Genomic DNA, 24,365 nt, shown 5'->3' with positions numbered 1-24,365 from the left:
ACACACCGGAACACCACCCACCCCACCGTACGAAAGCGAGCTACGCTTCCACCTTTCGTTCAAAATATTCACCGGATATTTCTCACTCAGGTGCATATACGGCGGTGCTTTAAACCATGGGAAACAGTTGGTTCATTTCCGTATTTCCGGAAATCGTTTTAAACATTGTAGCCCAAGGGATGTAATCGCACTGAACTTCATTGAGCTTCTTAATGTGCTCATGGAAACCCATTGTGCAGACTTACCCTTTACAGAGAAGCCAGAAGCCAGAGGCCAGAAGTCAGAAGCCAGAAGAGGCCAGAGGATGGATATAAATGGATATAAGTGGAAATAAATTGAAATATGTTGTGGGTGGGACTCGCCGTCTTCTCTGTGTCATGGCGTCTTTGCGTTTAATAGCACAGGGCATAGCGGATGGAATGTCTTAAATCTTACATCTAAAAATCTTAAATCTAACTATCTTTTGTTCAGTGCACAGGCCGAAGGCGGGAAAAATGGTGTTTAGAAGTTTGGGATATAACTGGATATAAGTGGAAATAAATAGAAATATGTTGTGAATGGGACTCGCCGTCTCCTCTGCAATATTGCGTCTCTGCGTTTGATGGAACAGAGCTTGGGGGACACAGCATAGTTTATGAAGCATCTAATATCTTAAATCTAATTATCTTATATCTAATCCTGGCGTCTCTGCGTTTAATAGTAAAGGGCATGGTGTCTTTAATTTTTCAACCTTTTGGTATTGCATTTTTGCACAAATTTTTGCTAAATTTAAAGTGCGCTTTGTGAAACATTATTGTTTAACATGGCCATTTTTCCGATGCGGCCGACAAAACCGTATCAGACATGAGATTCAGGCACACATATCATCACAGCTGTCTGCTCATTAAACCTGTTGATATTCACCGTCTGCTCCGGGGTGACAGGTTGAATATGATTAATCCCCGAAGTCTCATAACACAGTTTGTTGCCGGGAACACAGATCCGCCTTCATAACTCCGGCGAAAAATCATTTCGATAATTTAGGACAAACAAGTCTGCAAAAAGGTCTCGGTGTCGCGCATAAACCTCTCGGTGCTGCGCATAAACCTCTCCGAGGTCCGCATAAAGGTCTCCGAGGTGCGCACAAACCTCTCGGAGGTCCGCACAAAGGTCTCCGAGGTGCGCACAAACCTCTCCGAGGTGCGCACAAAGGTCTCCGAGTTGCGCACAAGCCTCTCGGAGGTCCGCATAAAGGTCTCCGGGCTGCGCACAAGCCTCTAAAAGGCGCGCAAAAATCGCCCGAAGGTCCCGAAAAAAATGTTTAGTAAAATTTGGCATCCCTGAAGGTCCTTCTACGCCATACAAAATTTTAAAATGGTCAATTTTTACTAAACCCTTAAAACCTAATCTAACATGAACACTGAACAAACCAATCGCCTCAACATGCTCGAGGCAGTTAACAACTACCTCGACGAGAATGCGGCGAAGTGGCAGAACATAGCCAGACTTGCTGCGGCTAAAACGGAATTGAGCCAGTTAATCGCGGCCATCAAAAGTGCTGCCGAGGCTCAGGCCGAAGCACAGGTCACCTATGGCAAAACAAAACTGGCTCTTAAAAAAGCCATCGCAGCAAAGGCCGACATTCTTAACGATGTGATCGAAGCTTACGCTCTAACCGAAGGAGATGACGAACTGGCACGCCAAATGAGCGACAGCCGGTCGGATCTCTATCGGTTACCATACAATGATTTTTACATCAAAGTAGAAGCTATCATCGACAAAGCGTCTGAACTGCAGGAAGTATTGGTGAGCGACTTCGGACTCACGGCCGAGCAAATCACCGACGTCCAGAACGACCTCAACCAGCTGCTCGAAATCAACGGCCTACCGCGTGCCTACCAAATTAAATCAAGCGTGGCTACCAAAGAGATCGAACAGCTCTTGTCGGACGCCAACGACCTGCTGAAAAACCGGATAGACAAGCTGATGTCGATTTTTAAGCGCAGCGATCCTAACTTCTATCATGGCTTCCAGAAAGCCAGAATGATTGTAGATTAAGTGCATCAAGGGCCTTCAGGGGTGTTTTTTTCAGAGGCCGGAAGCCAGAGGCCAGAGGTCAGAAGCCAGAAGTCAGAGGATGGATATAAATGGATATAAGTGGAAATAAATAGAAATAAGTGGTTTGGGGACCGAAGGCGGTGGCAGAAGGTTGATAAGAAATTAGTGGTTATTTTTTGAATTGAAAGGGGAATTATTGGAATCTTTATTATGTCACACCTACGGTGTTTCATTCACATTTTGATCCTATTCTACCATAATGGGGCTCCTAACGGAGCCCGAATATTTTCATTTAATTTCTACGAAGCAGAACAATAAAATACCGTAAGGCTTGGTCAATATGAAAGATATTTTTGGCAATGACCATTTTGTTTGTGTTCAACCGTCTTCATTAGGAGGAAAAATTTAGACACTGCATTATGTGACGATACCATTTTGGGGCTCCTGGCGGATCTTGGATTATTTTCTTTAATATCCAACTTGGCAGAACATTTAAATGCCGTAAGGCATGGCATTATGGTAAAAAATAGAATCACTAAATCAATTAATGCCGTAGGCATGACATTTTGAAAGATATTTTCGGCAATGGCACACATAGATTACAATAGTTTAACATCATCCCGGGTTCATCTTTTGCGTCTTGGCGCCTCTGTGTTTGAAAATGGTAAAAGAAAAAAAACGTCTATTTTAGGGTTAGTCATATAATGGGTAAGTCTACACTACGACACCCAACAATTTACCGTTGTAAGTAATCCAAGAAGCACTCTGCTTAAAAAATGATTCTCTTGGATAAAAGTAAACTATTATTTACCTTTGATTGGGTTTTACAAAGGGATAATTTAAGTGAAATGCTCCGAACTTTATCGACTCTTGATTAAAGATGGTTGGTATCCGATTTCTCAAAAAGGTTCACATGTAAAGATGAAACATGATACAAAACCTGGTGTGATAATTTTCCCAAACCATGGGAGTCAAGAGGTAGGTAAAGGACTGGAGAAAAAAATCCTTAAAGATGCAGGAATAAAAAAAGGATAATTATGAAAACGACAACAAAAAAAATTAAAATAATAGTTGAGAAAACCGATACCGGATTTTCCGGTTTTTGCGAAAACTATCCAATATTTACAACAGGCCGGACAATTCCCGAGTTGATTGAAAATGCATTAGAAGCAGCAAATCTCTATTTTGAGGATGATAATCTTAAATTGACACATGATAATCTTAAATTTGAGCTTGACTTTAAACAGTTTTTTCAATATTATAAAGTTCTAAATTCTAAGTTTCTGGCTGAAAAAATTGGTATGAATCCGACTCTTTTGTCTCAATATGTTCAAGGACATAAAAAACCATCTAAGAAACAAACTGAGAAAATATTATACGGGATACATCAGATCGGACAAGAATTGTCTGAGATTAATTTGATTTATAGACATTGAAATTAAATGCACTACACGCAATCAAGTAGACTGCCTATGCGCCATTAACCCACCGAAGCACCTCTCGTACCATTGTACGTACGCGAGCTACGCTCCCACCTTTTGTTCAAAATTTTCACCGGATATTTCTCACTCAGGTGCATATACGGCGGTTCTTTAAACCATGGGAAACAGTTGGTTCATTTCCGTAGTTTTGGAAATCGTTTTAAAGATGATAGCCAATGGGATGTAATCGCGCTGAACTTCATTGAGCTTCTTTATGTGCTCATGGAAACCCATTGTGCAGACTTACCCTTTACAGGAAAGCTCTAAAACAGGAAGCCAGGGGCCAGAAGTCAGAAGCCAGAAGCCAGAGGCCGGAAGTCAGAGAAGGGATATAAATAGATATAAGTGGAAAAAAATTGAAATATGTTGTGGGTGGGACTCGTCATTTCCTCTGCGTTTAATGGCAAAGGGCATGGAGCACAGGGCATAGCGGATGGGATGTCTTAAATCTTACATCTAAAAATCTTAAATCTAACTATCTTTTGTTCAGTGCACAGGCCGATGGCGGAAAAAATGGTGCTTAGAAGTTTGTGGTATAAATGGATATATGTGGAAATAAATTGAAATATGTTGTGGGTGGGACTCGCCGTTTCCTCTGCGTCTTCGCGTCTCTGCGTTTGATGGCACAGGGCCTGGTGCATGAAGTATCTTACATCTGTGAATCTAATGATCTAATTCGGCCTAACAGCTCACCTCTTTGTTGGGCATGCTAGTTTCATCCACAAAAACAAATCATTCATCAGAATAATACCCGCCACTAATCATAAAGAAGGAGCAAACAATTTCGCAGGAATCACTGAGGCCTTTCCTTTGGTGTTGTTTTGCCGTAAATTTACTTCATTGAAAGAGGGGTTAGGGAGTCATATTTTGCAAAATACATTTGTCAATACGTTATTGCAACCTTTATACCTCTCCGGTAATCAGATTAACCCATAAAATCCACATACTAAAATCGTATCGATATGCCTATTAAATCAAGTACAGGAAAATATCTTTTTCCTCTGCTATTGTTTTTCATAACCATTGGTTCGAAAGGAAATAATGTCACACTGTCGTTAACGGGTGGTTTGTTAAGCGAAGGAGATGAAATGGTAATATCCCGTTTGGCCGGAGGTTCCGTATTGATAAACCGGACACATGAAATAATTCCGGCACATTCAGTCAAAGCATATCCGGTCCGAAGCAACACCACAGAAATGACAGGTGTCGAAATAGCGCAGGCCAACGAAGGCCCCATTCTATCGGATGATGAATATAACACAGACCAGGACCGGGTACTTAACGGAAGTTCCCTCCTCGACAATGATGAAGACCCCAATGGCGACGAACTAATGATCAACACTACCCCTGTTTCGCCCCCCGAACACGGAACGCTTGTTATCAATCCAGACGGCACCTTTACCTATACACCTCATCAGGGCTTCGCAGGTACCGACAGCTTTGTTTACGAAGCGTGTGACAATGGAGACCCACCGCTATGTGCCACAGCATCGGTATCTATTTTAGTTGTTGAAGTGGCCGATCACGACAACGATGGTATCCCCACCGAAGAGGAAGGTTACATAGACACTGACAACGACGGTATTCCAAACTATCTGGACCCTGATAGCGACAATGACGGCATGGGCGATGCCGAAGAAGGGACGGGCGATTGCGACAGCGACCAGATACCGGATTACCTCGACACCGACCCTTGCTTTACGGTCCCTGAGGGTTTCTCGCCAAACGATGATGGTATAAATGAAGTTCTTAACATCAGATGGGTACAATTGTATAATCAGGTCAGCATTATGATTTTTAATCGATGGGGAAGCACGGTTTTCCGGGAAGAAAATTTTTCCGGTCAATGGGACGGTTTATCCAACACCGGAATAACCATCGGGAAAAAGTTGCCTGCCGGTACTTATTATTATATCATTACCATCGGCGACATCAATAAAAAAATCAGCGGGAATATCTATATGGCCTGGTAATAACATTCGCCAAACAAACAAAAAAATGAAGCACTCAATACATATCTGTTCAATATTGCTGTTAATATCTCTGCTGTCGGGGCTTTTGATTTCCCCAAAAGCTTTTTCTCAGCAAGAGCCCCAATACACGCAGTACATGCACAACATCTTAACCGTGAATCCTGCCTATGCCGGAACCGGCGATGCTTTGAACATGGTACTTCTTTCCCGGATGCAATGGACCGGATTGGACGGAGCTCCCCAAACCCATAATTTTTCGCTACACACACCGATACGCAAATACAAGATGGGATTGGGATTTTCTATCGTATCGGACGACTATGGCCCTGTCAACAATTTGTTTCTGAACGTCGATTACGCCTACCATGTCAATATTATGCCCAAAACCATACTTTTGATGGGTCTCAACGGAGGATTATACAATTACCATATAGGTTTAAGCTCGTTAAACACTGAAAATCCGGACCCGGCCTTCGCTCAGGATATTGACCAGAAATTTATTCCCAACGCAGGAGTGGGACTTTACCTCTATTCACCAAAATTTTTTGCGGGAGCTTCGTTCCCCCGACTTTTTCAAACCGCATTGGATGAAGAACAAGACCGGGAATCGGCATTTACCCTTCAAAGACACTTTTTTTTCATGGCCGGTTACAACATTGATATAGCACCCCAACTTATTATTAAACCCTCGCTCATCACTCGTATCACCGAAGGGGCACCCTTCTCGGCCGATTTCACGGCACGGTTTGTTTTTCAGAATACCTATACTGTCGGCCTTTCCTATCGTACCGATGACAGTTTTGCCGCAATGGCAGGGCTACAACTTAACAAACAATTAATGGTTGGATATGCGTACGATATTTCGCAAAAAGAACTGAATTCCTTTTCCAATGGAAGCCATGAATTAGTGATTCATTTCAATTTGGTCAAAACACCCAAAGAGAAGGTGGTCTCGCCCCGCAATTTTTGACCCTTAATTGGTGAACTTTAAAAAAATGACTACTTTGTACCTGAAAGGTTAAATAATCAAAGGATTAACACCTTTTTCCAAAAACAACGGGACTATACTTATGTATTAAAGGTGCGCTGAATATTTACCGCCATAAAACCGGTTTGCCCAAAAGCCTTAAAAGCTCCACCAGACTAATGAATTTGATAAAATCAAACCTTAATGAATATGGTACTCAAAATATTTCTTTTTTTCATCCTTTTCCGGGCACTGATAATTACCCCAACTATTGGTCAGGATAAAGGCAGAGAAAAGGAAGTGCCCTCCTTCTACGTCAAACGCCTAAAAGAAGCAAAACAAACGTTTGAGCTTAAGCGTTATTCCGAAGCCATATTGTTATATGAAAAACTTGACCAGCGATTTGACCTTCCCGATTCATCCAAAATAAGGCTGGCAAAAGCTTATCTTAAAACCAAACAATCACTTAAGGCCGAAGCTGTTTTAAAAGAAATTGGATTGCATCAACTTACCGGAAACGATTTATACCTTTTTGCCCTCACATTGTTGTATAACAATAAGTACCCGGAAGCGGAACAGGCCCTCGAAAAATTTCAGGCCGACAATCCGGAAGACCCGAGAACACTACGCTGGAAAAAAATGGAAATACCCCTTCGGCAGCTGCTTAATGAAAATCGATACATTGTCACTGAAGTCAACTTTAACAGCCGTTTTTCCGACTTCTCACCTCTGATTCAAAACGGCATAATGTATTTCTCTTCTGCACGCCCTACTGTTCCCTTTCTGAAAAACAAAAGCGAAGAAAATTTTCTAAAGGTATTCAGAGCCGAAAATTTTGAGAATCCGCGAGCCAATGTAAAAGTTTATGTTACAGAATTTAAAACCAGGTATAACGATGGTCCTGTCGCTTTCAATCGCTATGGAACAGAAGTTTTTATTACCCGAAATATGCCGAAATCGCTTTTCCCAAAAAGCAAAAGGCAAGAATTATTCCCGTTAGGAATATTCCACTCGATAAGAAAACCTGATGGGAGCTGGCATACACCCCAACTGCTGCCCTTTAACGCGCCATCCTATTCTTGTGCACATGCTTTTCTGACCAAAGATGGAAATCGTCTTTACTTTGTGTCGGACATGCCCGGAGGCTTTGGAAAATCAGATATCTATTATGCAGACCGTCAGTCACATGAATGGGGGCAACCGGTAAATCTGGGTCCCGAAATCAATACCGAAGGAAACGAAATGTTTCCCTTTGTGGATGACGAAACAAACTTATTCTATTTTACATCCGACGGGCATCCGGGTTTAGGTGGACTTGATTTATTTGTAGCCAAAAATATTGAAGGGAAATATGTCGTTAAAAATATGGGCCCGCCTGTCAATTCATCGAAAGATGACTTTTCCATTTTTCTGAATCCTGGAGGCAACGACGGTTACTTTGCATCCAACCGTCCCGGCGGTACCGGAAGCGATGATATTTATCAATTCAAAACCATTAAACGCATCATTTTTGAACCTTCAAAGAAATCTTACCACGGCATTGTGTTGGATCAACTAACTCAGGAAACTGTTCCCAATGCCATACTTGGTATTTTGGACAAAGATGGTAATTTCATCCACGAAGCAACAGTCGACAAAAATGGAACTTTCTTTCTGCCGGATACTGTTCCTTCAGAAATAACAATTTTTGCTGCAGAAGAGTATTTCTTTCCCTATGAACAAACTTTCTCTCTCAGCAACCCGGGCGATACAATTTTTGTAAGATTAAAACCCAAACCGGCTTATGGTGTTACCGGCAGGGTTATCAGTCATTCGAGTCAATTTCCGGTACCCAATACAAGCCTTTTCATCTATTCCAACAATATTATTACCGACACCCTCAAAACCACCAATGATGGTTTGTTTAAATTAAAACTACATCCATTTACCGATTACACATTTATGTTTTACAAAAAGGGATATTTCCCCCTTGTCATATCCTATTCTACATTGGGCATCGATACGGGATATGTCGACCTGGGCAATATAAACCTGCCTGCTATCAGTAGGGCTACCCTCAATAAAACATTTGAAATAAATATTTCCTTTATGGGCAATACCTTAAATACTGCCGATGCTACTCTGCCACTACTGGATGGTTTTGCCCAATTGTTGACCGATAATCCTTCATATAAGATGGAAGTGAGAGTTCATACCAGCTCAAGAGGTGCTGCCGATTTAAATCTAAAAATCTCAAAACAAAGGGCAATGGCAGTTTCATCATACTTGATTAATATGAATATTGACTCTTCACGCATCATCCCTGTTAGGTATGGAGAAACATTATTGAAAAACCGTTGTAAAGACAATATCCCTTGTACAGAAGAGGAACACCTGCAAAATGAACGAACCGAAATATTATTGCGGCAATAGTTGATAAATATTTAATTTATATTCATCAGTTTGACTGCAGATATCAGCGATAGCGGCCCTTCCTATTTTAAAGAACCCAAATTCAACAGAAAATTAGGTTCTTTAGACAAATGCATTCGTCAGAAAAATTAATTTTAGTATCTTAGAAGCGAATCGGACATAACATAAAAAAAATATAAAGAGAACTTTAAATACGCCGGTTTAGTTTCATAAATGGTAAATAATAACAGTCAATACCGACGATGATTCTTTCAATTGAAAACATATTATTAGTTGGCTCAATATTATTGCTGATAAGCATAATTGTAGGTAAAACATCGTTTCGTTTCGGGATTCCCACTTTGATACTCTTTTTGGTCATAGGGATGCTGGCCGGCTCTGATGGTATTGGAGGAATTCAATTCGATGACCCGGCCCTGGCTCGTTTTATAGGTGTTGTATCACTAAACTTTATCCTATTTTCGGGAGGATTGGACACCAACTGGCAGTCGGTCAAACCCATTCTTTGGCAAGGGATATCGTTATCTACGCTGGGAGTCTTTCTGACCGCTATTAGTCTTGGATTATTCGTTTGGGCAATAACGGATTTCAATATCTACGAAGGCTTGCTTTTGGGTGCCATTGTTTCTTCGACCGATGCCGCCGCCGTATTCTCAATATTACGTTCCAAAAAACTGGCACTTAAGGATAATCTGCGCCCGACGCTTGAGTTGGAAAGCGGTAGCAACGACCCTATGGCTTATGTTTTAACTATCTCTTTTCTTAACCTTGTTATAAATCCCCAAGATAGCGTATGGTCGGTAATCCAAATTTTTCTATTGCAAATGACCATAGGCGGACTATTTGGATACCTTTCCGGCAGAGTTAGCAAATATATCATTAACAAAATAGACCTTGATTTTGAGGGACTTTATCCGGTATTGGTCATTGCCCTTATGTTTATTACTTATTCTTTTACGGATGCGGTAGGCGGTAACGGTTTCCTGGCAGTATATATTTGTGCCGTTTATTTGGGCAATAAACAATTTATCCATAAAAACAGTATACTTCAGGTTTATGACGGTCTGGCCTGGCTGGTGCAAATAGTCTTATTTTTAACGTTAGGGCTGCTGGTTTTCCCGTCTGAGATTATCCCGGTTTTAGTGCCCGGAATCCTTATATCTTTATTTTTAATATTGGTAGCCCGACCTGTTAGCGTTTTGCTTAGTTTAATACCATTTCGGATGACTTTCAGGCGTCGTCTTTATGTAAGCTGGGTAGGACTTCGCGGTGCAGTACCTATCGTTTTCGCCACCTATCCGCTATTAGCCGGAATCGACAAAGCGGGGATGATTTTTAATATTGTTTTTTTCGTATCGCTCACTTCTGTGTTGATTCAGGGAACCACATTAACAGTTCTAGCCCGATGGTTAAAGGTAGTTCTACCTGAAAAAATAAAACCGCAAAAAAGCAACCTGGAAATACTCACTTCCGAAGAAGCAAAAAATATGATTAGAGAAATTAAGGTTCCGGAAGGGGGCATCGCTGTCGGGAAAAAAATTGTTGAGTTGAATTTTCCAAAATCAGCCATTATCGCCATCATAAAAAGAGGCAACAAATATATCACACCTAACGGGAATACTGTACTGGAAGCAGGTGATAACCTGGTGATTTTATCAGACAGTCCCCAAAGCATTAAAGAAGTAACAAATTGTTTGGGAACCAACCATAAAACACATACAGAAAAGAATATCTGATTGCATTATCTGATTTTTTTGGCTGTGCGGTATTATCAATCCGAAATGAAAATCTTTTACACTATCATATCTAACCCACTTATTAGTTAAACAAAACAAAAGACCAATGCAAAATATACTAACTACTGAATTCTGGGATAAACTCCTTTCCGCAATTTTCGACTGGGTCATAACCGAACTTCCGGGAATCCTTATCTTGCTTTTAATTCTGTTTATTATTCTTCGAGTTGTCAGATTCTCTGTTTCTCGGCTTAAAAATTTATTAATCAAACGGGCAGAACATGATACTTCGATAGATACCCGGGAAGCTGAAAAAAGAATTAATACCCTTACGGGGATTGTTCAGGGACTGGTGCGCGTGGTCTTATATTCTGTATTTATCATGATGATCCTCAGTAAATTCGGGATTGATGTAGGGCCTATACTTGCCAGTGCAGGCATTGTGGGACTGGCTGTAGGGTTTGGTGCCCAGGAACTTGTAAGAGACTACATCTCTGGTTTTTTTATGCTACTCGAAAACCAGGTAAGGACTGGAGACGTAGTCATTATTAACGGTACTGGAGGATTGGTAGAAAAAATTGAATTGCGTACCATTACTTTACGAGACCTTGACGGAGTAGTACATATTTTCCAGAACGGGAAAATTAATACCCTATCCAACATGACCAAGGAGTGGTCAGCAATGGTTTTCAACATTGGAGTAGCCTATAAAGAAGATGTAGACCAGGTAATGGAAATCATGAAACAGGTTGGAGAAGAATTGCAAAAGGATCCCAAACATGGGCCTGAAATTATTGAACCCATTGAAATTTTAGGCCTCGATGAATTTGCCGACAGTGCTCTTATTATCAAAGCAAGATTAAAGACAAAGCCAATAAAACAGTGGAATGTCGGCAGAGAATATCGCAGAAGATTAAAAATTGCTTTCGACAAACACAATATTGAGATACCTTTCCCCCATACTACTATCTATTGGGGCGAGGAAATTAATCCTCTTCACCTAAAAATCAATGCGGAAAAACAGAATTAAATCCTCCCTCCAGCCTGCATGCCATTTGATACTATTTATTTAGCTCATTGGTCGGATGAAACTTGCATGACCTATATTTTATACTTTTTCTAGTTGTTACCAACCTTCTTGGTTATGCTCGTTACATCTGACCACAATCCCCGCAAACTTTGACCAACACCTTAATAACTCTGACTAAAGACCTAATTCCTATAATCGAAAAGCACTTTTTTTACTACCAAGCAATTTTACACATGGAGTTTTTTCAATCTAACACCTAAAACCTTTTTAAACAAGCGTCGTATATAATAATCAGGATATGTCTTGCGTTAAATAGAATTATATGGAAATTGTTCTCTTAAATATAGTTTTGGTAACAGTTTGTTTTTGGGGATAGTTTTACAAACACCCCCAAAAACACACAAATACAAGGTTTTATTAATCTTAAAGAGCGTCTTAAAAACACAATACACAAAAAGAAGAAACGAAAAATCACAAAAAACAATCAATCGATTTAATTAACAAAATTCACATATAAAAAATCATTTTGTTATTAATATTTTTCATGAACCGAAAAATGAAACAAACATAATGAATTAATTTAACACATATATGACATGCGTGTTTCAGACAAATTATAAAACACAAAACCCACAGCCTTCATATAATAATTTATGAAATAATTAAGACCAGCCCTTTTATGGAATATTGAAATGCTTGAAACAGTATAGCCAACGAAGCGAGAATTGACAAAGTCAATCAAAAGTCTAATTTTAACCGACCCACTATGATGAAATTTTATACTTTTTTACTCATAAGCTTTGGGCTTTCGTTTTTATTACCACAAAAAGCTACATCTCAGATAGATACAATTTTCTGGTTTGTAGCACCCGAAGTAACCCATAATCATGGCGACAATCCTGTTTCGTTTCGCATCACAGCCCTTGACCAACCGGCCAATGTAACCATATCGATGCCTGCCGCCGGCTTTTCTTAAACTATCTCGATCCCTGCCAATACCCAATATAATTATGAAGGTCTTAGCGACCTTGACCTAATAGAAAACCGTCCGGCCGACCAGGTCTTAAACAAGGGAATACTTATTACCTCTGATGTTGACATAACCGTTTATTACGATGTAGCACCCTCTAACAATCCTGATAAATTTACACTCAAAGGCAATAATGCTCTGGGAACCGAATTTCTGGTCCCATCCCAGAATGCCTTTGACAACCATAACTTCTCAACACCTGCCAGAGAACGTGTATCGACATAGTTGCCACTCGTGACGGAACAAAAGTTCAGGTTGTGCTTGCCGATGACGTCATAGGCCATAGCGCCGGCGATACCGTTATTATCACGCTAAATAGAGGACAAACCTACTCTTTTGTGGGAACGGATGCCGGCGAACAGGCCGCCCGACATTTAGGCGGAACCGAAATTACATCCAATTACCCCATCGCAGTCACCATATCCGATGACTCTATTGAACGACCTACCGACCCCGGCCACTGGGATTTAATAGGTGATCAGCTTATTCCGGTCGACTTGCTTGGCACCGAATATATTGCCATGCACACCCTTTATGGCCAAGACATTACTACCGACCAGAAAGTTTTCGTAATGGCAGTAGAAGATGATACATACCTGGCGGTGAACGGTTCATATAAAGCTACATTACAACGAGGCGAACTCCATGAACTTAACATCGGCGGAAATGCTTTATACATAACATCGGATAAACCTATCTATGCATACCAGGTAACGGGAATTCCGCCCATTAACAACGGCAAAGCAACTCGTGGAACCGAACTGGGTAGTGCCATTTTGCCGCATGTTAAATGTACCGGTTCAACGAGTGTTTCTTTTACCCGAGTATTAGGCGACAGGTTTTATGTTCAATTAATGGTTAAGGAAAGTCACCGAAATAACTTTACCATTAGAGGACCAAATGACTCCAACGATCTTAATCCTTCAAAATACTTGGATAATATACAATGGATACAAGTTCCAGGGACCGGGCAAAATGGTGAAGAGCCCTGGTATTCGGCAGTTGTACAAATGGGCTGGAAAAATGGGGAAGGAATCGCCACCGGAAATCCTTACACGATAGAAAACACCGGTCTCTTTCACATGAGCATACTTGATGAAAACAGTATTAGCATGAGCTTTGGTTATTTTTCTGATTACAGTTCGTTACGAATAAACGGATTAACCATGGCTTGTGAAGGAGAAACCATTACTCTTAGTACTCAAGACCCTATGCGCTCTTACTACTGGTTTTATGAAGACGACCCTTACAATTATATCTCTACCGATCCGTCAATAGATATCACCCAATCCGGGTTATATTGGGTAAGAGCTGAAGTAATGGCCGGTGAATGTTATTTAACCGATTCTATTAATGTAGAATTTCGCATCCCCACCTTTTCCTTAGGTAACGACACCGTAGTTTGTCCCGGAGAAACCGTAACTTATACTGTTTCCTCAACAAATCCCGATGATCTTTATTATTGGGAACCGGGCGGCATTACCAGTGACACCTACTCCGTAACACCCGATCCCGCAGAAGTTATTGATATAACACTTACCATAACAGATGACCTGGGATGTTCTTCTTCCGATACAGTTACCGTAACGGGATTTACACCACCTGAAATAAATTGGAATATTTCAGATAATGAAGTTTGCGAAGGAGATACACTTCGTACAACCGTTACCGACATGCTTCATTATCAATGGACAATAAATGGTGTTGCTAATCCGGAAGATACATTAAGTTATGTTATCGCACAAAATTCCGGCACATATGAACTAACGGTATGGGACGAACATATGTGTAGTCAAACTCAATCCATTGACCTCACGGTACACCCTGTCCCAACCATAAACCTGTCAGATCTTTGGGAATGCCCGGGTAATACCGGAACGTTCTTCTTAAGCGGGTATACATCCTATCTCTGGCACAATGGGTCTACCAGTTCATCCATCACCTTGGCACAATCAGATACTGTATGGGTAAAAGTAACCGACAGCCATGGTTGTAGTGCCTCTGACACGGCCTATTTTGGAATTTACAATGAACAAGTTTTTACCTTTGGGAACGACACCAGCGTTTGTGAAAATGACGATATAACCATTGTGGCCAATGCCACCAATGTGATGCCCAATTCATACCATTGGTCTTTTGACAACGGTTCCGGGCCTATAAATTTAAGCACCACAACCAATCAACATGTAATTACCAATGCCATACCGGCCGATGAAGGCACTTATACCGTTACAGCCATCGACAATAACGGTTGCAATATTTCAGGTTCATTCTATCTGGATGTTCAGGAGGTACCGGTTATTGGCATCTCCAGTGAAGTAGATATATGCGATGGCAATTTAATGAAGATAGAAGCCAATGGTCATAGTTTCGTTGCATTTGAATGGATTGAAACAAGCGACCCGACCAATATTCTTAGTACCGAAAATTATATTTTAATTGGTTCGGCAGGTGAATATCAATTAACAGCCACACAGGCCAACGGCTGTAGAGCAATAGAAACAACTGATGTCAATGTTTGGAATAATCCTTATTTCGACCTGCCCGACACAATGGTATTTTGTCCCAACATTGATGTTTCCGTTGACATGACCACTCCACCGGGATGGTCATCGCCCCAACCCATATCGGCCGATAAAACACCAAGAGATCACAAATGGTACACTATGAATGACAATGGGGATTTGATCCTTTATCATACAGGACCTGACCTGGGCGACAAAGACCCCAACAGTAATCCCGAACCGGGAATATATTTCCTCGAAGTCAGAGACCGACTCTGCCAATTTTTAGATAAAGTTGAAATTAGTTATCATAACCTTACCCCAATAGCTATTGACAACGTTGAAGTTTGTGACAATGAGCCTTATACTCTTGAAATTCCAACGTCTCTGACACCAAGTGTATCTTCTTACCAGTGGGAACAAATCTCGACCACCTCTACCGGCTCACCAAACAATAACTGGACAGTCACAGAAGCCGGAGATTATGCGTTGCATATCACCGACCTAAACGGTTGCACTAACTCCGATACTATGACAGTTAGTCATTTGCCCTCGCCTATATTTAATTTGGGGATCGATAGGGAAAAATGTTTTGGCGATACGATTATGATAGCGACCAATTCTTCATTTACCCGATATGAATGGAATGGAAACACTGCCGATGGTCAACCCAACTTCATTGAAACCCTAAACAGCGGGAATTACAGCCTTCGCGTATGGAATGATTATGGCTGTTCTTCTTTACAACAGGTGAATATCACAGTTAATCCCTTGCCTTCTATTGATCTGGGACCCGACATTCAAGGATGTGCCGGAGAAGTTGCAACACTCACGGTTCCTAATTATCCCCAAATATACTGGTCTAACGGTGAAACAAATGTGACCAGCATTATAGTAGAACGGGGACAACATCATGTTAAAGTAATTGATGAACATGGATGTGTTGCTACAGATACCATGAACCTTGTATGGTTTCCTGTTCCAAAAATTGAACTTGGTCCTGATATTTTTATCTGTCCGGTAGAATATCCAATATCAATCGAAGCACCAGAAGGTTTTCAGAGCTACCAATGGCACAATGGCAGTACAGACAGGATTATAACCGCCAATTTAATGGATACTCTTAATAAAGTAACTGTTACTGATATTAATGGCTGCCGGGGATGGGACACGAAGGTGGTTGCCCTTTTGGCAGAACCCCCATATTCGCTAGGAAACGACACCTCTGTTTGTGAACCCAACGTACTGGTATTAGATGCCGGCTCTGAAATTATTACAGAGTATGCAGGAGAACAACAGATCACGCCGATTCAAAGTTACCTATGGAGTAATGGTACTACTACCCAAACCGATACTATAAATCAAACCGGATACTATTGGGTAGAAGTATTTGATGGCTGTCACTACGTAAGGGATACCATACATGTAGATGTTTTCCCTTCTCCGGAAATCGTTCGACTGGACACCACCTACTATGGACAAGTTACTGTATATGTTGAAAATGGTACTCAACCTTATGGCTATGCACTGGACAACACCTATGATTTTCAAGACGACAATACGTTTACAAATATTCCTAATGGCGACCATGAGATACTGGTAGAAGACGCCAATGGCTGTCGTACATCTACAATTTTCAACGTTAATTTGGATTTTGACATCGAAATTCCGGACTTTTTTACCCCAAACAATGATGGATATAACGACACATGGAAAATTGAAGGGATAGAGCGCCTGCCTGAATCAACGATCTCTATTTTTGACAGATATGGAAAATTATTGAGACAATATAAAGTTTCCGAGTCGATTGAATGGGATGGCGAATACCTTAACAAACCTGTACCTTCAGACGATTATTGGTATGTTATTATTCTTAAGCCCATAAATAAAATCATAAAAGGACATGTAACCGTTAAGCGATAATAATAGAAATTCCCCGGATAATTGCTTTTGAGGTTGCCAATAATTCCACAAAAGCAAAATCCATAAACCCCAAAACCCCTCTAATGATAATGAAAAAATTGGTTCTCGTTATTGGAATTCTATTAATAGCTGCTGTTTCATCAGCTCAAAAATACTTCATAACCAATCAATATGTATACGATTTGTTTTTAATTAATCCGGCAGATGCCGGAAATAACAATGACTGTATTACTTTTAACGGATTCTATCAAAAACAGTGGTTTGGGATTGATCTGGCCCCAACCACGCAATTGTTTGCTTTTCAAACCCCTTTAGGATTAAACGTTGGATCGGGAACCTACATATTTAATGATCGTAACGGCAATTTTAAAAGAATGGGCGCCCAACAATCTCTGTCGGTTGAAGTTAAGCTATGGAAGAACAGACGCGGATTTGGCACATTACATTTTGGTCTTTCCGCATTTTTAGAACAAAGTTCAGTTGATTACAGCGGTTTTTCTGACGACGCTGCTTTAGATCCCATAATTTCAGGTTCACGTGAAAGTGGTACCGGATTTAACACCAACACGGGCTTGATGCTAGAAGTTAACAATTATCATATAGGAGTGGCTTTATCCAATATTTTAGATCAAAATAATCCTATGTATCAATCGGATTGGGAGCCCAAAACAGGTCCGGACCTTCACCTTCATGCAGGAACTTCCTGGAAAGTCCCGGATAGAGATATTTATATTGACCCACTTATTTATTATCGACAAAACAGCATGAAGGACACCAGGTTCGATGCCAACCTAAAACTTTATATGCCCACACTGGATCCAAACCTTGCTTTTTGGGGAATCTTAGCCTACCGAAGAACCATGGATGAACAACTGGGAAAAGATTTAGGATTGGCAACTACCTTTGGCCTTGACTACAAACACTTTTCCTTGGGAATAGAGCATCAGTTAGGACTCACGGAAGCCCAGAAAAGATTTGGAAGCGCATTAATACTGGTAGCCGGTTATCGTATATGTACCGATAAGAAAAAGAAAGCATTGCCATGTACTCAAAAAGATGTTATTATAAAAGCAGCCAAAAGAGATCCTAACCGAGGCCTCAGAGGAATTAAAGATCCCACCAAATAATTACCTTTTTAAGTGGTTTTTCAAAATCCTTAATTTAATTTTAACAGGTTCAATCATAAAATGATAAAATGGACGTTTGCAAATGGCTATCAATAATTGGTTCTTTTTTTTTCCTGGCTTTTCCTTTAAAAGCAGGAAATCATTTTCCACGAAATTTCAATTCGCACCAACAATCTGTTACGGCCAATCACGATTATATCAACATGATAGAAAATACCACCTGGACCATCTCTGTAATTAACAACGATTATGGTTTAAGTGAAGGAATTTCATCGCTGGAAATTATCACACCCCCTCAACATGGGACTGCTGTAGTTTTAGAAGATAATGACATTCAATACACCCCTAACGAAGGATTTATTGGTAAAGATCAACTAAAATATCGCATATGCAATACCTATAACGAATGTGATGAAGCTATTGTCTACATTAACGTAGAAGATTACGATTTTATACCTGAAGCGATTAATGATGAGGTGACATTCTACAGCGATTCCAATTTGGTTTTTGACGTTTTAACAAATGACAAATACCTTTTTGACAAACCACTTCAATTAAAAATAATCCAGGACCTCAATTATGGTTTTGCCACCGTCACCGAGGATTTAAAAATTAAAGTAGAAATCACCAGTTATTTCCTGGAAACAGATTCCTTAATTTATCAGGTGTGCGATAAAGAAGGCGATTGTGACCAGGCTCTTATGTATCTTAAACTTAGCAGTGAATCCTCAGGGTTAATTATTCCGGAGGCTTTTTCGCCTAACGGGGATGGCTTTAATGACTATTTTCGTATACCTGCTTTCGATTATTACGAGAACAGGTCTATTTCGGTTTTTAATCGTAACGGAATTTTGGTGTTTGAAAGTAAGAACTATAACAACAAATGGGATGGATTTGGAAATCAGGGACCTGTAAAAGGGAAAAAAGTTCCTCCCGGAATTTATTACTATATCATAAAAATTGGGAATAATCATCAACAATTTAAAGGAAGTATTTATATTAGCTACTGAATAAAATTAAAATTATCAAGGGCATTATGTTTTATATTGGTAAAATTTTTCTCACGTAAGCCGGATAAAGCCCGAATGAATTTTTATCCGCCTGAATGTTGCATAAGTTACTGATTAGATGAGACACGCATGACAGAAATTTAGACATTTTCTTTTAAAGCTATCACTCATTGTCATGCTTGTTTCTTCTGAAAATAAATCATTGAGATTTGCCAGAAACATGCCCATTTTTTATAATCGCACAGATTTCTGTCAGAAATAAAAACCAAGAGGATCAAACATGAAAGGATGCGGGTGCATTGCGTTGTTGATATTAACACTCTGTCAGGGAATTTTCCTAAATTCTTTAGGACAGCAGAGCACCCTTATGAACTATGCCGTAATTCATCCTTTGATTCTCAACCCCGCATTGGCCGGTACCCGCAATTCTGTGGCCATCGACCTTTATACCCGTCAGCAATGGTTAGGCATAGAAGATGCACCTTCTTTTTACTCGGCCGCCATGGATTTCCCAATCAATGAATCGATGGCCTCTTTAGGTTTTGGTGGCTGGTCTGAACAAACCGGACCTCTAATGTACAACCGGCTGTTTATTGATTATGCATATTTGGTAAGAGTTTCCCGAAGAGCATTTCTCTCTCTTGGCATCCGGGCAGGGGCCGATCACTTTAACTTAAACCTTAACCAACTTCAAATTATTGATTACAATGATCCGGAATTTTCCGGTGCTATTCAAAATGAATTCAGACCTTCGTGGGGAACAGGTATCTGGTTTTACACACCCACTGTATTCTTAGGTGTTTCATTGCCTCACCGTCCTTTAAGCAATATATCCTGGGCGTCAGAAGCCGCCCGGGGATTTGAATCGGCTCACGAAACCGACCTACTTGGCGGGCTACATTTTAACGTGGCAAAAAAAACAAAAATTACAATTTCAGCCCTGCATCGTTTCGTCCAAAATGACATCGCTACCACAGATTTGGGATTTTTAGTGCAACATTCCCAAGGGTTAAAATATGGTCTTATCTATCGTCCGAATATTGCTGTTGCAGCTCTCTTTGGCTTAAATATCACAGATGAAATCGGCTTTTTCTATTCTTACGAAACCTCTCTCGACCGAAGCCAACCCATCGTAAAAAATGGCTCTCACGAATTATCCATCTTATTCAATTTTACCGGTTGGATTAAATACAACCGCGACCGACTTTTCAAAAGGAAAAAAGTAGAAAAAGAAGAACTTAACTCCATCCGATACTTTTAAGCCAACCTAACAATAATCTATCCATTTGTTGCTAATCACCTTTTTTTACTGTAATATAGAGAATTATAACTTTTACATTTTTCTATGCTCGATAAAAAACAAGAAGTATGGCCCGGAAGACCGTACCCGCTGGGAGCCGTTTACGATGGTAAGGGAGTTAACTTCGCCCTGTTTTCCGACAATGCCTACGGGATAGACCTCTGCCTATTTGATGACCAGAATAAGGAAACCCGAATTAAAGTTAATGAACGCACCCATAACCAATGGCATGTTTACCTGCCTGGTATAAAACCCGGCCAAAAATATGGCTATCGCGTCCATGGCCCTTATGAACCTCAAAAAGGCATTCGTTTTAACCCTAATAAACTACTCATCGATCCTTACGCCAAAGCACTTGATGGAATGGTTCAGTGGGATGATGCGCTTTTCGGATATTTACCGGGAATGGATGACGATGAAGCAGCCTATAACGAAAGTAACAGCGCCCCGTTTGTTCCCAAATGTTTGGTGGTGGATGATTATTTTGACTGGGAAAACGACCAACGACTAAACATTCCGCTTCATGAGACAATAATTTATGAAACCCATGTCAAAGGGTTCACAAAGTTAGCATCTCACATCCCTGAAAACATTAGAGGGACCTTTGCCGGTATGGCTCATTCGGAAAGTATAGAATATCTCAAAAAAATAGGTGTCAACGCCGTTGAATTGATGCCAATACATCAATCGGTTACGGAATATCATCTGTTTAAGTTAGGGTTAACCAATTACTGGGGCTACAATACCATAGGCTTTTTCGCACCCGATGTCAGGTTTTCATCTTCGGGTGCTGAAGGAGGTCAGGTCAATGAATTTAAACAAATGGTTAAAGACCTCCACAATGCCGGGATAGAAGTAATTTTAGATGTTGTTTATAACCATACTGCTGAAGGCAACAATCAGGGACCAACTTTAAGTTTCAGAGGTATTGATAACAAATCATATTACCGACTATCCGGCGACGACCCGAGATTTTATGTGGATTATACAGGAACCGGAAATACCCTTAACACAGTACATCCCACAGTGTTGAGACTAATTATGGACAGCCTTCGATACTGGGTAACTGAGATGCATGTAGACGGCTTTCGCTTTGACCTTGCGCCTGTTCTGGCCCGTGAATTTAATGATGTTGATAAATGGGGTTCCTTTTTCGATGTATTGCATCAAGACCCGGTACTGTCACAAGTGAAACTAATTGCTGAGCCATGGGATTTGGGCGAAAACGGATATCAGGTTGGCAATTTCCCTGCGGGATGGATGGAATGGAATGCCAAATATCGCGATTGCATCCGTCGTTTCTGGCGAGGCGATAACGAGGTATTACCCGAATTGGCCAACCGACTTACCGGAAGCTCTGACCTGTATTTCGATAACTGGCGAACCCCTACAGCCAGTATTAACTTCATTACGGCTCATGATGGCTTTACCTTAGCCGACCTGGTAGCTTACAATGAAAAACATAACGAGAAAAACGGTGAAGAAAATAAAGATGGTGAAAGCCATAACCTTTCATGGAATCATGGTGCCGAAGGACCCACTGATGATCCCGCTATTCAAAAGTTACGCAGGCAACAAATTATGAATTTTATTTCCACACTATTTTTGTCTCAGGGCGTTCCCATGCTTGTAGCCGGTGATGAATTGGGGAAAACCCAGCAAGGCAACAATAATGCCTATTGCCAGGATAATGAAATTTCATGGATTAACTGGGATAACGCAGACCTACCATTAATTGATTTCACTTCAAAACTTATTCATTTCCGGAAGAACCATCCCGTCTTTTGCCGCCGAAAATGGTTTAAATACCAACCAATAAGAGGGAAAGATGTTACCGATATTGAATGGTTTACACCTGACGGCATTGAAATGAGTGAGCAACATTGGAACGAAGCCTTCGCCAAAACTCTGGGCGTTTTCCTTTCAGGACTAGGCGTAAGAGCTGTTTCTGATAAAGGTGTACCACTGGTTGATGACAGTTTTTTCATAATCATTCATTCCCGTGCCGAACCTGTTTCATTTATTCTCCCCAATGAAAAATGGGGAAAACAATGGATAAAAATTCTTGATACCTCTCAACAATCTTTTAATGAAGAAGGCCTGGAGGCACCCATGAAATCCGGACAGAAAATTGAAATACAAGAACGTTCTTTTATCCTATTCCGTGAAATTTCTTCATCAATTTAATTCTATCAGTTTGAGTTTATATCGTGAAAAAAAATGTTAATACCAAAAGTTCGTTCAACGCTGTCCCGGACGAAACAAAGGAAACCTTAGTTTACTCAAAATTGTCTTTACCAAGAAAAGCCGGAATTTTATTGCATATCACATCCCTCCCCGGTAAATATTTTTCCGGTGATTTTGGACAGGAAGCTATTGAATTTATCGACTTTCTCTATAACTCCGGACATTCAGTTTGGCAGGTGTTACCTTTTACACCCACTTCGGCCTTAACCAAATGGTCGCCTTACAGCTCTGAATCGGTTTTTGCCGGCAATATTCTATTTATCAGTCCTGAAAAACTTGCAGAAAAATACCGGATTGATGCTCAGGAACTGAAATCGTTTAAATCGAAACCATCCAACCGTGCTCATTTTTCAAAAGCCCTCAATTGTCGTATTAAACTCACTTTCAAAGCGTACCAAACTTTTCTAAACACACAAAATTCAATAGAACATACCGAATTTGAAAAATTTTGTCTCAAAGAAAATTATTGGCTCAACGATTATGCTCTTTTTGTACTGCTAAAACAACGCTTTAACAATAGCCCCTGGTTTCATTGGCCCGAAGAGTTTAAAAACCGACATTCCGCAACCTTGGCAACTTTCGCTTCTGAAAACCATGACGCCCTCATGTTGGAAAAGTTTAGACAGTATCTTTTTGCGACCCAGTGGCAAGAATTAAAAAACTACGCTCATCAATTAAATATTGAAATTATTGGTGATATCCCCATTTATTGCTCATACAATAGTGCCGATGTTTGGGCTCATCCTCATTTGTTCAAGCTAGACTCCGATAAAAGCATGCAGGTTATTGCCGGAGTTCCACCCGATTACTTCAGCAAATCCGGGCAATTATGGAATATGCCCACATATCAATGGCTAAATCATGAAAAAGAAAATTTTAACTGGTGGGTTAATCGCATCCAAAAAAACCTGGAATGGTTTGATAAGGTGCGGCTCGACCATTTTCGGGGCTTTGCTTCGGCATGGGAAGTACCGGCCAAAGCCTCAACAGCAGAAAAAGGACAATGGGTAAAAGGTCCCGGGGAAACATTCCTTTCTCTCCTGCAAAAAAAATTTCCTGACATGCCATTTATTGCCGAAGACTTAGGAGATATTGACGATAATGTGTATCAACTTAGAGATAAATTCAACCTCCCCGGAATGGAAGTATTACAATTTGCCTTCGGGAAAGATATGCCTGATTCGCCACATATCCCTCACAATCACAAACCTAAAAATGTTGTATATACAGGTACGCACGACAACAATACCATAAAAGGATGGTATAAATATGAAATCAATAAATCCACGAAAAAACGTATTCAACGTTATATTGGATGTCCGGTAAATAACAAAAATATCCATCAGTTATTCGTCCGAATGGCATGGGCATCCCCATCGCAATTGTCCATCGTTCCGGTTCAAGATATTTTGGGAAAAGGAATTAAATCAAGAATAAATAATCCTGGTACAAAAAAAAACAACTGGACTTGGAGATTAAAATCTTTAAAAAATTTAAATATATTAGCAGTTGAAATTAAAAAGGCATTTAACGCTTATGGGCGATCGAGAAACTGACCCTCCCTAATCTTTGCTTTTTATACTTCCAT

General features: G+C 40.4%; 15 protein-coding genes. All 15 read left to right on the top strand.

The annotated features are described in order from the left end of the window. Positions 1–1,392: 1,392 nt before the first annotated feature. The 15 genes from BM130_RS04265 to malQ all read left to right on the top strand — a co-directional run bounded on the left by BM130_RS04265 (position 1,393) and on the right by malQ (position 24,333). A complete protein-coding gene (locus tag BM130_RS04265) occupies positions 1,393–2,037 on the top strand; it encodes a hypothetical protein (protein WP_010526672.1) in 645 nt (214 codons plus the stop codon). A gap of 843 nt (positions 2,038–2,880) precedes the next feature. Continuing rightward, positions 2,881–3,072 (top strand): type II toxin-antitoxin system HicA family toxin, encoded by a 192-nt coding sequence (locus BM130_RS04255; protein WP_029626492.1) that lies wholly within the window; start codon positions 2,881–2,883, stop codon positions 3,070–3,072. 2 nt (positions 3,073–3,074) lie between these two features. Beyond that, positions 3,075–3,473 carry a type II toxin-antitoxin system HicB family antitoxin gene (locus BM130_RS04250; protein WP_010526675.1) on the top strand — a complete coding sequence of 133 codons (399 nt, stop codon included), beginning with the start codon at positions 3,075–3,077 and terminating at the stop codon, positions 3,471–3,473. A 1,007-nt stretch (positions 3,474–4,480) separates the two neighbouring features. Beyond that, entirely contained in the window at positions 4,481–5,491 is a 1,011-nt protein-coding gene (locus tag BM130_RS04245) for a T9SS type B sorting domain-containing protein (protein WP_010526676.1), read from the top strand. 25 nt (positions 5,492–5,516) lie between these two features. Further along, entirely contained in the window at positions 5,517–6,461 is a 945-nt protein-coding gene (locus BM130_RS04240) for a PorP/SprF family type IX secretion system membrane protein (protein ID WP_074964276.1), read from the top strand. A gap of 201 nt (positions 6,462–6,662) precedes the next feature. Further along, positions 6,663–8,870, top strand: a complete 2,208-nt coding sequence (locus BM130_RS04235; RefSeq protein ID WP_010526678.1) for an OmpA family protein — start codon at positions 6,663–6,665, stop codon at positions 8,868–8,870. Positions 8,871–9,112: 242 nt separating this feature from the next. Beyond that, on the top strand, positions 9,113–10,606 hold the full coding sequence (locus BM130_RS04230; protein WP_010526679.1) for a potassium/proton antiporter: 1,494 nt from the start codon (positions 9,113–9,115) through the stop codon (positions 10,604–10,606). 106 nt (positions 10,607–10,712) lie between these two features. After that, a complete protein-coding gene (locus BM130_RS04225) occupies positions 10,713–11,636 on the top strand; it encodes a mechanosensitive ion channel family protein (RefSeq protein WP_010526680.1) in 924 nt (307 codons plus the stop codon). 766 nt (positions 11,637–12,402) lie between these two features. Next, positions 12,403–12,612, top strand: a complete 210-nt coding sequence (locus BM130_RS15165) for a hypothetical protein (protein ID WP_010526681.1) — start codon at positions 12,403–12,405, stop codon at positions 12,610–12,612. A gap of 311 nt (positions 12,613–12,923) precedes the next feature. Then, positions 12,924–17,093: a T9SS type B sorting domain-containing protein gene (locus BM130_RS04220; RefSeq protein ID WP_010526682.1), complete on the top strand. Its 4,170-nt coding sequence runs from the start codon at positions 12,924–12,926 to the stop codon at positions 17,091–17,093. 89 nt (positions 17,094–17,182) lie between these two features. After that, positions 17,183–18,220, top strand: coding sequence for a PorP/SprF family type IX secretion system membrane protein (locus BM130_RS04215; RefSeq protein WP_010526683.1), 1,038 nt, complete (start codon positions 17,183–17,185; stop codon positions 18,218–18,220). Between the two features lie 68 nt (positions 18,221–18,288). Further along, the gene (locus BM130_RS04210; RefSeq protein WP_010526684.1) at positions 18,289–19,230 is read left to right on the top strand and encodes a T9SS type B sorting domain-containing protein; all 942 of its coding nucleotides are present in this window, start codon (positions 18,289–18,291) and stop codon (positions 19,228–19,230) included. Between the two features lie 280 nt (positions 19,231–19,510). Then, positions 19,511–20,491: a PorP/SprF family type IX secretion system membrane protein gene (locus BM130_RS04205; protein WP_010526685.1), complete on the top strand. Its 981-nt coding sequence runs from the start codon at positions 19,511–19,513 to the stop codon at positions 20,489–20,491. An 84-nt stretch (positions 20,492–20,575) separates the two neighbouring features. After that, positions 20,576–22,717, top strand: a complete 2,142-nt coding sequence (gene glgX, locus BM130_RS04200; RefSeq protein WP_010526686.1) for a glycogen debranching protein GlgX — start codon at positions 20,576–20,578, stop codon at positions 22,715–22,717. 23 nt (positions 22,718–22,740) lie between these two features. Next, positions 22,741–24,333, top strand: coding sequence for a 4-alpha-glucanotransferase (malQ, locus tag BM130_RS04195; protein ID WP_010526687.1), 1,593 nt, complete (start codon positions 22,741–22,743; stop codon positions 24,331–24,333). Positions 24,334–24,365 lie beyond the last annotated feature (32 nt).

This window comes from Thermophagus xiamenensis (genome assembly GCF_900112795.1).
In the GTDB taxonomy this organism is placed as follows: Bacteria; Bacteroidota; Bacteroidia; order Bacteroidales; family Marinilabiliaceae; genus Thermophagus; species Thermophagus xiamenensis.
The sequence above is the reverse complement of the archived record's forward strand: the minus strand, read 5'-3'. Positions and strand labels throughout refer to the sequence as shown.